The sequence below is a fragment of the Shewanella sp. MSW genome (assembly GCF_007636515.1).
In the GTDB taxonomy this organism is placed as follows: Bacteria; Pseudomonadota; Gammaproteobacteria; order Enterobacterales; family Shewanellaceae; genus Shewanella; species Shewanella indica.
In genome coordinates this window covers 296327-308472 of sequence record NZ_LVDR01000005.1, presented here as the reverse complement: position 1 = coordinate 308472, position 12146 = coordinate 296327, and the positions used below count along the sequence as shown (strand labels likewise).

General features: G+C 56.3%; 11 protein-coding genes. 10 read left to right on the top strand and 1 reads right to left on the bottom strand.

Going from position 1 to position 12146, the window contains the following annotated elements; translation table 11 throughout:
- Nucleotides 1-154 precede the first annotated feature (154 nt).
- The 3 genes from AYI96_RS07795 (at nucleotide 155) to hemB (ending at nucleotide 2731) form a co-directional block, all read left to right on the top strand.
- The gene (locus AYI96_RS07795) at nucleotides 155-1090 is read left to right on the top strand and encodes a zinc dependent phospholipase C family protein (RefSeq protein ID WP_071476592.1); all 936 of its coding nucleotides are present in this window, start codon (nucleotides 155-157) and stop codon (nucleotides 1088-1090) included.
- 44 nt (nucleotides 1091-1134) lie between these two features.
- Nucleotides 1135-1569 (top strand): hypothetical protein, encoded by a 435-nt coding sequence (locus AYI96_RS07790; RefSeq protein ID WP_144361349.1) that lies wholly within the window; start codon nucleotides 1135-1137, stop codon nucleotides 1567-1569.
- A gap of 151 nt (nucleotides 1570-1720) precedes the next feature.
- A complete protein-coding gene (gene hemB, locus AYI96_RS07785) occupies nucleotides 1721-2731 on the top strand; it encodes a porphobilinogen synthase (protein WP_144361348.1) in 1011 nt (336 codons plus the stop codon).
- Between the two features lie 111 nt (nucleotides 2732-2842).
- Here the strand turns inward: hemB and AYI96_RS07780 are convergent, their stop codons facing one another.
- Nucleotides 2843-4783 (bottom strand): ATP-dependent DNA helicase, encoded by a 1941-nt coding sequence (locus AYI96_RS07780; protein ID WP_101096419.1) that lies wholly within the window; start codon nucleotides 4781-4783, stop codon nucleotides 2843-2845.
- A gap of 572 nt (nucleotides 4784-5355) precedes the next feature.
- On the opposite strand from AYI96_RS07780, the gene hisG reads away from it, so the two are divergent.
- Genes hisG through hisF form a run of 7 tightly spaced genes read left to right on the top strand, consistent with a single transcriptional unit; the run spans nucleotide 5356 to nucleotide 12015 of the window.
- Nucleotides 5356-6252 carry an ATP phosphoribosyltransferase gene (hisG, locus tag AYI96_RS07775; RefSeq protein ID WP_025011635.1) on the top strand — a complete coding sequence of 299 codons (897 nt, stop codon included), beginning with the start codon at nucleotides 5356-5358 and terminating at the stop codon, nucleotides 6250-6252.
- Between the two features lie 3 nt (nucleotides 6253-6255).
- The gene (gene hisD / locus AYI96_RS07770) at nucleotides 6256-7644 is read left to right on the top strand and encodes a histidinol dehydrogenase (RefSeq protein ID WP_144361347.1); all 1389 of its coding nucleotides are present in this window, start codon (nucleotides 6256-6258) and stop codon (nucleotides 7642-7644) included.
- 5 nt (nucleotides 7645-7649) lie between these two features.
- Nucleotides 7650-8753 (top strand): histidinol-phosphate transaminase, encoded by a 1104-nt coding sequence (gene hisC, locus AYI96_RS07765; RefSeq protein WP_144361346.1) that lies wholly within the window; start codon nucleotides 7650-7652, stop codon nucleotides 8751-8753.
- A gap of 43 nt (nucleotides 8754-8796) precedes the next feature.
- On the top strand, nucleotides 8797-9864 hold the full coding sequence (gene hisB / locus AYI96_RS07760) for a bifunctional histidinol-phosphatase/imidazoleglycerol-phosphate dehydratase HisB (protein WP_039033224.1): 1068 nt from the start codon (nucleotides 8797-8799) through the stop codon (nucleotides 9862-9864).
- The gene (gene hisH, locus AYI96_RS07755) at nucleotides 9864-10526 is read left to right on the top strand and encodes an imidazole glycerol phosphate synthase subunit HisH (RefSeq protein ID WP_101096414.1); all 663 of its coding nucleotides are present in this window, start codon (nucleotides 9864-9866) and stop codon (nucleotides 10524-10526) included. The genes hisB and hisH overlap by 1 nt, the downstream gene beginning before the upstream one ends.
- A complete protein-coding gene (gene hisA / locus AYI96_RS07750; protein ID WP_039033226.1) occupies nucleotides 10523-11260 on the top strand; it encodes a 1-(5-phosphoribosyl)-5-[(5-phosphoribosylamino)methylideneamino]imidazole-4-carboxamide isomerase in 738 nt (245 codons plus the stop codon). The genes hisH and hisA overlap by 4 nt, the downstream gene beginning before the upstream one ends.
- Nucleotides 11242-12015 (top strand): imidazole glycerol phosphate synthase subunit HisF, encoded by a 774-nt coding sequence (gene hisF, locus AYI96_RS07745; RefSeq protein ID WP_144361345.1) that lies wholly within the window; start codon nucleotides 11242-11244, stop codon nucleotides 12013-12015. Before hisA ends, hisF begins: the two co-directional genes overlap by 19 nt.
- The last annotated feature ends 131 nt before the right edge of the window (nucleotides 12016-12146 follow it).

Sequence of the window (12146 nt, the reverse complement as noted above, 5' to 3'; positions counted from 1 at the left end):
TTTCCGTGTATCAACCAAGGAAAGCGGCCAGTCTGATTTACTCGTGAGTAAATTGTGCTTGATAGTAGCTTCGGGCTATGGCCGTTGTCACCTTAAGCGGCTAAGGTTAACCCCAAGGAACAGCACGCAATAGCAAAGGATTGGAGGCCAGGGAATGCCAGGCGCCTATGCACACCTCACAATGGTCAACAGCCTCAGACAGCCACTTGAACTCGAGGCTGTTCCCCATATGCCCAAGGCCGCTATTCGCGCTTTACTGAAACACTTCAAGTACTGCGAGCTTGGGGCGGTCAGCCCGGATTATCCCTATCTTGCTCTCAATGATCGCCAACAGGCCAAAAGCTGGGCCGACAAGATGCATTACCATCATAGCGGCGAAATGCTCAAAGCCAGCGTGCGTCACCTGGCCTGCAGTGAAGGGGAAGAACGCGACAAGGGCCTGGCCTGGTTGCTGGGCTATTGTGCCCATGTGATCACAGATGTCACTGTCCATCCGGTTATTGAGATGAAGGTAGGCCCCTACGAAGACAACGCCGATGCCCACAGGCATTGTGAAATGCATCAGGATGCATATATTTATCCCAAGCTCAATCTCGGGGCAATAGGTCTGTCCGAACACCTGGACTCCGGCATTGCCGCCTGCTGCGATGCCACAGGCCAGAAGCTGGATCCTGTCATAGAGAAATTGTGGGACAACTGCTTCAGAGATGTTTATATCGAGGAATGGGCCAGTAACCCGCCGGCCATCAATGACTGGCATAAAGGCTTTATCACTGTGGTGGACAAAATTGCCGAGGAAGGCAACAGACTGCTGCCGTTTGCCCGCCACCTGGGCGTCAAGTTCGCCGTCCTCTACCCGGAGCAGGAGCAGATCGAAAAAGCGTATTTAATCCTAGCTACCCCAGAGGGCGAGATGCATTATGACGAGATTTTTCTGCGCGCCAGAGAAAAGGTCAAACACTTTTGGCAACTTATCGCCACTGGTGTGCTTGAGCAAGACAGCGCCTATCTGGAAAGTATCAAAAACTGGAATTTGGACACGGGGCGGAATGCCGCCGGTGAGCTGGCGTTTTGGCAGGAACAGACCTAACAGGAACTAGCACCGACCTACTATTTATAGATAAGGATTCAAGGATGAAATCAATTTTCCATCAAGGCCCAATCGTCTGCCTGCTGCTGGCGCTGCTACCGACACTTGGTGGCTGCGGACTCGGTGACAGGCATGATCAGGAATACCAACAACTGGCACCGGCACTGACCAAGGTAACCAGCGCCGCCGAAGCCACCATACGTTATGAAAATCATCCGGCCAATCTCGACGGCCAAACTTTATTGGCGTTGGCCACAGCCCATGACGCCTCCCTGCTCGAGCCATTCAGTCAATACCAACTGCACCTGTTTCGTATCGAAGATCATGCCCTCTTGTTGCTGTGCAGCGCAGATGGTGAACAGGCATTGATGGAAGACAGTGGCTGCACCGCCAAGCTCGACAAGCAGCAATGGCAACAAGGCACAAGTCCCTGTGAGACCAGTATTGCACCTGCCAACATCTGCCTGGGTGAACTGTGACCCCCGTCATAGTATCGCGTTTCCTGCAAAGGGTATCCTAGGCGCACTTGGGCGCTTGCGCCCCTTTAACCTCAATAGCTTAGTGCTGGTTACCGAGTCTTGAGACAGTATTTGGCAACCACGCATCCGCCATAGCAGTAAAGGAACTCTCATGTCAGACAGTCATTGCCGTCACGGCAGCTTCACCAAACCTCTTCGTCGTCTTCGCCGTCTTCGCAGCTCAGAAGCCATGCGGGATCTGGTTCGCGAGCAGCAAGTTTCCCTGACAGATCTGGTGCACCCACTGTTCATCGAAGAAGGCATTACAGAGCCTGTGGCCATCAGCACCCTTCCCGGGATCAGCAGATTGCCCGAAAGCATGCTCGCAGCAGAGATCCGTGAACTGAAGGCCCTCGGGGTTCGCTATGTGATGCCCTTTGGTATTTCACACCATAAAGATGCCATCGGCAGCGATACCTGGAACGATGACGGCCTGTTGGCTCGGATGATCCGCACCATCAAGCAGGAAGCACCCGAGATGCTGGTGATCCCGGATATCTGTTTCTGCGAGTACACAGATCACGGCCACTGCGGTGTGGTCGAGCACAATGAAGTTTGTAATGACGCGACTGTGGAAAACCTGGTCAAGCAGTCTGTCTGCGCTGCCCGCGCCGGTGCCGACATGCTGGCTCCTTCGGCCATGATGGACGGCCAAATTCGGGCCATACGTGAGGGCCTGGATGCGGCCGGTTTTGAAAATGTCGCCATTTTGGCCCACTCGGCCAAGTTTGCCTCCTCTTTCTATGGCCCATTCCGGGCGGCGGTAGATTGTGAACTCAGCGGCAATCGTAAAGGTTATCAACTGGATAGCGCCAATGGCCGGCAAGCGCTGTTGGAGGCCCTGCTCGATGAAGAGGAAGGCGCCGATATTCTGATGGTTAAGCCAGGTACGCCTTATCTGGATGTGTTGTCACAATTGAGAGAGCGTACCGAGTTACCTTTGGCGGCTTATCATGTGGGCGGTGAATATGCCGGGATCAAGTTCGCTGCTCTGGCCGGCGCTTTGGACGAAAGGGCCGTGGTTACCGAAAGCTTTGTCGGCTTCAAACGCGCCGGTGCCAGCTTGATTGTCAGCTACTACACCAAGCAATTTGCTTCCTGGCTGGCCGCAGATCGCGACTAATCGCTAGTACAGAGAGCAAAAGGCGCCAGAAAGTAGGCGCCTTTTGCTATCAATTTATTTGCCCCCAAAATTGGATAAATACTATCAACAACAGTATCTAACTGTTTTTAATCAATTTATACCTTCAAGAAAAGACAAGGCAGATTGCAAATTTCGGGTTCTGTACATGGGCGGCAAGGAGTTGAGAAATGCCTGACCATAGCTGCGATTGACGATGCGATTATCACAGAGAATTAGCACACCGCGGTCGCTCTCGTCACGAATGAGCCGTCCAACACCCTGCTTGAGTGCTATCACCGCCTGGGGCAAGGCCAACTCCACAAAGGGGTCACCCTGTCGCTTGTTGATCTCTGCGGCTCTGGCGCGATAGAGATTATCGTCCGGAGATACAAAGGGCAGTTTGTCGATTATCACGCAAGAGAGTAACTTGCCGCGCACATCCACACCTTCCCAAAAACTGCCGGTGCCCAGCAGCACGGCATTACCCAGCTGACGAAACTTTTTCAGCAAGGTCTGCTTACCGGCGCTGCCTTGCACCAGGAGTGGATAACGACTGCGACCATGAAGCGCCTGCGCCACCCGTTGGAGCATCCTGTGACTGGTAAACAAAATAAAGGTTCGGCCCTTGGCCGCATTAATCGCCTGCTCACACACCTCAAGCAGGCGCCGAAACTGATAATCCCCTTCAGAGCGCACATCCCCAAGCTCCCTGGGGACACACAAAATTGCCTGGCGCCGATAGTCAAAGGGGCTGTCCAGAATAAGCTCCCTGGCCCCCTTAAGTCCCAATGTCCGGCAAAAATGGCTCAGGCTGCGATTCACCTGTAGCGTTGCCGAGGTAAATAGCCAACGGGTTTGCACCTCAAACAGCGCCTGACACGCCTTGGCAACATCAATAGGCGCCATTCTCAGCGTCGGCAGACGACTGCCCTGCTCTATGCTGTAAGCCGCACTTTGATCTTCACAGTTGAAAAACTGCTGCAGCAGCCCGCAGTAATCGAGCCATTTTTCCAGGCAATCATCCAGTTCATCACTGCGGCCGATATTGGCCAGCATCACCCGCTCCAGCGCCCGAAACTCTTCGAGCAGCTGCCAGCATTGCCTTGCAAGTTCTTTATCGGCCAACAAGGGACGCCAGTCGCTTTGCCCGGAAGCCTGGGTCATCTGCGCCCAATCCGCCAGGCGGGAGCCGCAGCGCCTGGCGAGATCGCTCAGTTGTGAAGTATCCCTGAGTTCCTGTTGATATACCGCTTCCACCCGCTCCAGCACTCGCTGCATGGCCGCGAGCGACAGCTGGCGCCCAAAGTAGGTTACGGCGATATCGGCAAGCAGATGAGCCTCATCGAAAATCACCGCATCGGCATCGGGCAATAACTCGGCAAAGCCGGTATCCTTGAGGATCCTGTCGGCAAAAAACAGATGATGGTTAACCACGATAATCCTGGCTTCCAGGCTTTTCTGTCTGGCCTTGCGGGTAAAGCAGCTGTCATAGAAGGCGCAGCGCTTGCCGGTGCAGCGCTCTTTCGAAGAAGCCACCAGCGCCAGTGCCGGCGACTGCTCGGAAACCGTGGCCAGCGTGCCAAGATCGCCATCTGTGCTGGCCGCGGCCCATTGATTTATCCTGAGCAGATCATCAAGCACTTCCGGGCTGCGGCTCTGGGCACCATCCAACTGCTGCTCCAGCAATAACTGACACAGATAATTGTTGCGCCCTTTGAGCAGCGCCACCCGAACTTGCAGATCCAGCATCTGCAGCAAGGCCGGCAGATCTTTATAAAACAGCTGTTCTTGCAGGTTCTTTGAGCCGGTGGAGACAATCACCTGCTTACCGGAGAGCAGCGCCGGGATCAGATAACCGAAGGTTTTGCCAACCCCGGTGCCGGCTTCGAGCACCAAAGGCACTGCAGCACCGCTTGGGCCATGGAGTAACTGGGCCACTTCGCGGGCCATCTCCAGTTGCGGTTCTCTGGGCTTGAAGCCCCTGATATTGGAGGCCAAAGGGCCGCCCGGGGCGAAGGCCAGTGCCGTTTCGCTGACGAGTCGATTACGCATTGTGCTCCATTTTGCCCTGGGGTATGGCGTGCATTATCACTATTTGAGTGACGGATACAAGGGACAAACCTTATCGCCAAGCCGCTCTAGCCAACAGAATTGGCATTGATATAGTTAACATAACCACTTAAACCAAACTCTTCAGGCTAAGGATTCGCAAACTTATGCTCAAGCGGGACCGTAAGCCGACGCAGAGCACACATGGGACTTGTTCGCCCCTTCCCTTGATGAATCCTTTTCAAGCAGCAGATATTTTTTGATTTTGGGTGTTGCAAATTCCTGCCAAAGGGATTAGCTTAAAAACACACCAGCCGAATCGGCTCAGAATTGAATGTTTATGCGCTGCCAAATTACAGCGTGAAATCACAGGATTTATTACATGACACAGCTTCGCAACGCTATCCATCATCACCACCACGAGCGGTAGCCTTCGGAGCTGACTGCCGAAGGTTCATTCCTTCTGGCGGTTGATTCATAAGATCTGAAAACCCCTGGAAGGAATTCCGGGGGTTTTTCGTTTCCGGATTTGAGTTTTTTAACCAAGATTGAATTGACCAACAGGAATGACCACTATGACTTCAAATCGACTGCGCATCGCCATCCAGAAATCGGGCCGGCTTTCGAAAGAATCACAACAACTGCTGAAAAACTGCGGCGTAAAATTCACCGTCAACGAACAGCGTCTGATAGCCCACGCCGACAATATGCCACTGGATCTGCTGCGGGTGCGTGATGACGACATTCCCGGCCTGGTCATGGATGGCGTGGTCGATTTGGGGATCATTGGCGAGAATGTGCTGGAAGAGGAGCAGATAGAACGGCAGACACTGGGCAAACCTTCGGCCTGTAACAAACTCAGACAACTGGACTTCGGCGCCTGCCGTTTATCGCTGGCGGTACCCAGTGAGTTCCCTTATCAGGACGCCGCCTCACTGGAAGGCTTGCGAATTGCCACCTCCTACCCCAACCTGCTTCGCCGTTTTATGCAAAATAAAGGCATAAGTTATCGCGACTGTATGCTCAAGGGCTCAGTAGAAGTCGCTCCCCGCGCCGGACTCGCCGACGGGATCTGCGATCTGGTTTCCACCGGCGCTACTCTGGAAGCCAATGGCTTGTACGAGACCGAAGTGATCTTTCGCTCTATGGCCTGTGTCATCCAATCACAGCAAACCCAAACCCCGGCCAAACAGGCCTTGATCGACAAGCTGATGAGCCGGGTCAACGGCGTCATCCGCGCCCGTGAAAGCAAATATATCCTGCTGCACGCTCCCACTGAAACCCTGGAGCAGATTGTTGCTCTGCTGCCCGGCGCGGAGAACCCCACAGTGTTGCCGCTCAACGATGACAGCAACCGGGTCGCCATCCACGCGGTCAGCACCGAAGATCTGTTCTGGGACACAATGGAAGAGCTGACCAAGCTCGGTGCCAGCTCGATTCTGGTAATGCCAATTGAAAAGATGATGGGGTGAAGCATGCAGTATCTGGTATGGGACAAACTGAGCGAAAGCGAGCAGGCCGCCGCGCTCCAGCGCTCCTCCCTGGTGAGCAGCAAAGCGCTTGAGCAGAGCGTCAGCGAGATCATTGAGGCCGTCGCCGCCAAGGGTGACCAAGCCCTCAGGGAGTACAGCGAGCGTTTTGATGATATCCCCCTTGAGAATATCGCCCTCAGTCAGGCGCAGATAAAGGCCGCTGCCCAGGACGTTAGCCCTGAGCTCAAAGACGCCATCAAGACCGCCATGGCCAACATAGATGTGTTCCACAGCGCGCAGCAACCTCAGGCTTTGGATATCAATACCCAGGCCGGAGTGCGCTGTGAACTCAGAAGTGAGGCCATAGACAGCGTCGGCCTCTATATACCGGGTGGCAGCGCGCCGCTGATCTCCACTGTGTTGATGCTGGCGCTGCCGGCCCGAATCGCAGGTTGTCGCCGCCGAGTCTTGATAAGCCCGGCTCCGATAGACAGCGCCATCATCTACGCCGCCAGCGAATGCGGCATCGAAGAGATTTACCAATCCGGTGGCGCCCAGGCCATTGCCGCGCTGGCATTGGGCACGGAAACCATAGCGCCGGTGGACAAGATATTTGGCCCCGGCAACCGTTATGTCACCGAAGCCAAGCGCCAGTTGTCCCAGGATCCCAGGGCGCGAGTCAGTATCGACATGCCGGCGGGGCCATCCGAAGTGCTGGTCATCGCCGATGAGACTGCGAGTCCAGCCTTTGTGGCGGCCGATCTCCTGTCACAGGCCGAGCACGGTCCCGACTCTCAGGTGATACTGCTCTCTAGCTGTGAATCGCTGGCAAAAGCCGTCATCCAAGAGCTGGACAAACAGCTTACGGCCCTGCCCCGCGCCGACATTGCCCGCCAAGCATTGGCCGAAAGCCGTATTTTACTGCTGGATTCACTGGATAAGGCTGCAGCCGTTTCCAATCGCTATGGCCCCGAGCACCTTATCATCCAGACCCGTAGCCCAAGAGCGCTGCTGGCACAAATCCGCGCCGCCGGCTCTGTGTTTCTCGGCCCCTACACCCCGGAATCTGTGGGTGATTACGCCAGTGGCACCAACCATGTGCTGCCCACTTACGGCTACAGCCGCTCGGTATCCAGCCTGTCACTGGCGGATTTCTGCCGCCGCTTTACCGTGCAGGAGCTGAGCGCCGAAGGTCTGTGCGCCTTGGGCCCCTCGGTAATGACCCTGGCCCAGGCAGAGCAGCTTGATGCTCACAGCAATGCCGTTGCCCTGCGTCTGGCCTCTCTTGGGGTATCCGGGGCAGAAGGTTCAACAGAGAGTGTTTCATCCCCAAGTGCTTTGTCCGAGAGTACTTCACCATTGCGCGCGCCGTCCGCGAGTGTAGAGGAATAACAACCATGCCTGCAGCCATCAATAGCCCCACAGCGGCTCTCAAGAAGGTTACAGCTGCCGTTACCCGGCAAAGCCGCGAGCTGGCCGCCGCTCTGGCTCGCCCCGAGCTTTTGGCACTCGAACCCTATCAAAGCGCCAGGCGCCTTGGCGGCCAAGGGGAAGTCTGGATCAACGCCAACGAATCCCCCTTCAACCACACCGATATCGACCGGGTCAACCGCTATCCAGAGTGCCAGCCGCCAGAGGTGATAGCCGCCTATGCCGCCTATGCCGGAGTCTCGGATTTGCAGCTCATCTGCAGCCGCGGCGCCGATGAAGCGATAGAGTTGCTGATCCGCACCTTTTGCACCCCGGGGGCAGACAGTATCGCTCTGTTTGGCCCCACCTACGGCATGTACGCCATCAGCGCCGCGACCTTCAATGTCGAGGTCAAGGCGCTGTCGTTGGATGATAACTTTCAGTTGCCCAAAGCGTTAACCCAGGCCCAAGGCGCCAAACTGCTGTTTATCTGCAACCCCAACAACCCCACTGGCACCTGGGTAAGCCGGGATGAAATCCTGCGGGTGCTCGAGGCCATGCCAGACACGCTGGTGGTAGTGGATGAAGCCTATATTGAATTCAGCCCCGAGCTGAGCGCCGCCTCTTTGCTCGAGGAGTATCCCAACCTGGTCGTACTGCGCACCCTCTCCAAGGCGTTTGCCCTGGCCGGAGCCCGCTGCGGCTTTATGCTGGCCAATGAAGGCATTATCGAGATGGTAAAACAGGTGCTGGCCCCCTACCCGGTACCTGTCCCTGTAGCACGCTTGGCGGCTTTGGCGTTAAGCCCTGAGGGCATAGCCAGAATGCAGGCCGATGTGGCGCAGCTCAAGAACCAGGGACAAAGAGTGGCTGCGGCGCTGGAAAGACTCGGAGCCCGGGTACTGCCAAGTGGCGGCAACTATCTGCTGGCGTATTTCGCCGATGCCCCCAAGGTGCGTGAGCAGTTGCAGCGCTTTGGCATAGTCGCCCGCAGCTACCGGGATCCGCGTCTTGTTGACGCCATACGTTTCAGTTTCAGCGATGACTCAGATACCGAGCGGCTGCTCGCCGCCCTGAGCCAGGTGCAATAACGATAATAATCAGCCCGGCAGCGGCCGGCACAAGGAAACATCAATGAGCCAGAAAATACTCTTTATCGATCGCGACGGCACCCTTATTGAAGAGCCGCAAACCGACAAACAGGTGGACAGATTGGATAAGCTGGTGTTTGAACCCGGCGTTATTCCGGCGCTGCTCAAACTGCAAAGCGCCGGTTACCGCTTGGTGATGGTCTCCAATCAGGATGGCCTGGGCACCCCCTCCTTCCCGAAAGAAGACTTCGATGCGCCCCACAATCTGATGATGCAGATTTTTTCAAGCCAGGGGGTCAACTTCAGCGAGGTGTTGATTTGCCCTCACTTCAACGATGAAAACTGCAGTTGCCGCAAACCCAAACTCGGGTTGGTAAAAGCGTTTCTGACCCAGGGCCTGGTGGATTTCACCCGCTCGGCAGTTATTGGTGATCGGCAAACCGATATTGCCCTGGCCGAGGCCATGGGCTTGACCGGCTATCGCTATGACAGGGAAAAGCTCAACTGGGACGATATCTGTGATGCCCTCTTGAGCCGGGGTCGCCAGGCAACTGTGGTGCGCACCACCAAAGAGACCGATATTCGGGTTGAGGTAGATCTCGACCGCGCCGGCAACAGCGACATCAATACCGGCATAGGCTTTTTCGATCACATGCTGGATCAGATTGCCACCCACGGCAATTTCAAACTGGCAGTCAAGGTTGACGGCGATCTGGAGATAGATGATCACCACAGCGTGGAAGATACCGCGCTGGCGCTGGGCGATGCTTTGCGTCAGGCGCTGGGCGATAAACGCGGTATTGCCCGTTTCGGCTTTTCCCTACCCATGGATGAAGCCCGTGGCGACTGCCTGCTGGATCTCTCCGGCCGCCCCTTCCTCAAGTTCAACGCCGAATTTGAGCGGGAAAAGGTCGGGGAGCTGGCCACAGAGATGGTAGCGCACTTCTTTCGCTCCTTTGCCGACGGCCTGCGCTGCACCCTGCACCTTGGCTGCGAGGGCGACAATGACCACCACAAGGTAGAAGCGCTGTTCAAGGTGCTGGGGCGCACTCTGCGCCAGGCCATCAAGGTTGAAGGTGATGCCTTGCCTTCCAGTAAGGGAGTGTTGTAATGACCCAAGCCGTTGCCAAGACAGTGATAATAGATACCGGCTGCGCCAACTTGAGCTCGGTGAAATATGCCTTCGAGCGTCTCGGCGCCGACGTTTGTATCAGTGATGATGCCGAGGTTATCCGCAGCGCCGAAAGAGTGGTGCTTCCCGGAGTGGGCACAGCCAGAGCCGCCATGGCGGCGCTCACTGAAAAACAGCTAATTCCTGTTATCAAGGCGCTGAAACAGCCGGTGCTGGGAGTGTGTCTCGGTATGCAGCTCATGTGTGACAGCTCGCAGGAAAGTGGCGAGGATGCCGATGAATGTCAGTGTCTTGGGCTGATCCCGGGCACTATACGTTCACTCGACTGTAAGGGGTTGCCCAGTCCGCATATGGGCTGGGATCAACTGAGCCCCGTACTTGATGCAAACGGCCAAGCGCACCCGCTGTTTACCGGTATCGATGAAGGCAGCTACTGCTATTTTGTTCATTCCTTTTGCGCCGCGCCTTCGGCGGCCACCATAGCCGAATGCTGTTACGGCGAGCGTTTCAGCGCCGCCATTGCCAAAGACAACTTTATGGGAGTGCAGTTTCACCCGGAAAAGAGCGCCGCTATCGGCAGCCTTATCCTGGCTAACTTTCTCACTTTGACCCAGGATGATTTTAACGGAGCCGCAGCATGATTATACCGGCAATCGATCTCATAGAAGGTCAGGTAGTGCGCCTGTTTCAGGGCGATTACCAACAGGAAACCCGCTTCAATCTGCAACCTGAGGCTCAACTGCTCGCTTATCAGGCCCAGGGCGCTTCACTCTTGCATCTGGTGGACTTGACCGGCGCCAAAGACCCTGAGCGCTGCCAGAGCAGCCTGATAGCTTCGCTCGCAGCCGCCCTGGATACACCACTGCAAGTGGGCGGCGGCGTACGCAGTCAGCGTCAGCTCGATGAACTATTCAAGGCCGGGGTTTCCCGGGTAGTGATAGGTTCATTGGCGGTGCGTGAGCCCAAACTGGTTGGCGCCTGGCTCGAGCAATACGGCCCGGAGGCCATCTGTCTAGCGCTGGATGTCAATATCAATGCCACGGGCGAGAAAATAGTGGCGGTTCACGGCTGGCAGAGTGGCGGTGGTAAAACCCTGGAATCTCTGGTGGCCCAGTTTGCCCCTTTGGGCCTTAAACATGCCCTGGTCACCGACATCAGCCGTGATGGCACCATGACGGGGGCCAATACGGCCCTGTACCGCGAGTTGGCGCAGACCTTTCCCGATATCGCCTGGCAGGCTTCCGGCGGTATCGCCAGCCTGGATGATGTCGCCGCAGTCAGGGATTCCGGCGCCAGCGGCCTGATTATCGGCAAGGCCTTGCTAACCGGCGAATTCAGCGTAGAGGAGGCGATCGCATGCTGGCAAAACGTATAGTCCCTTGTCTCGATGTACGGGACGGTAAGGTGGTCAAAGGCGTGCAGTTTCGTAACCATGAAACCATAGGCGATATCGTGCCGCTGGCGGCCAGATATGCTGCCGAAGGCGCCGATGAACTGGTGTTCTATGATATCACCGCCAGCGCCCACTCGCGGGTGGTGGATAAGTCCTGGGTCAGCCGGGTGGCGCAGCAGATAGACATCCCCTTCTGCGTGGCCGGCGGCATCAAGACCCTGGCCCAGGCACGCGAGCTGCTGGCATTCGGTGCCGACAAGATCTCCATCAATTCACCGGCACTGTCGGATCCCAGCCTTATTCGCAGGCTGCAGGATGAATTCGGCCGCCAGTGCATAGTGGTGGGTATCGACTCTTTCTTCGATGCCAATGGCAACAGCTATAAGGTGAAACAGTTTACCGGCGATGAAGCGGCGACCCGCGACACCCAATGGCACACCTTGGATTGGGTCGAAGAGGTGCAGCGCCAGGGCTGCGGCGAAATCGTCCTCAATGTGATGAACCAGGATGGGGTGCGCCAGGGTTATGATATCGAGCAGCTCGCCAAAGTGAGAGCCGTCTGCGATGTGCCGCTTATCGCCTCCGGCGGTGCCGGCACCATGGCGCACTTTCTCGAGGTCTTCGCCAAGGCCAAGGTCGATGCCGCACTGGCCGCCAGCGTATTTCACAAGGGGATCATAGAGATCCAGGCGCTGAAAGCCTTTCTCAAGCAAAGCGGCGTCGCCATTCGCAGCTAAGGAAGGCTTCTTGCAAAGGACTAGGGCCATTGGCTGCGAACCACACCTTGCATCCAGGCCCGTAAGCCGGCGCAGAGCACACATGGGACTTGTTCGCACCTTCCTTAATGCCCCACAACCCAATACAGGTA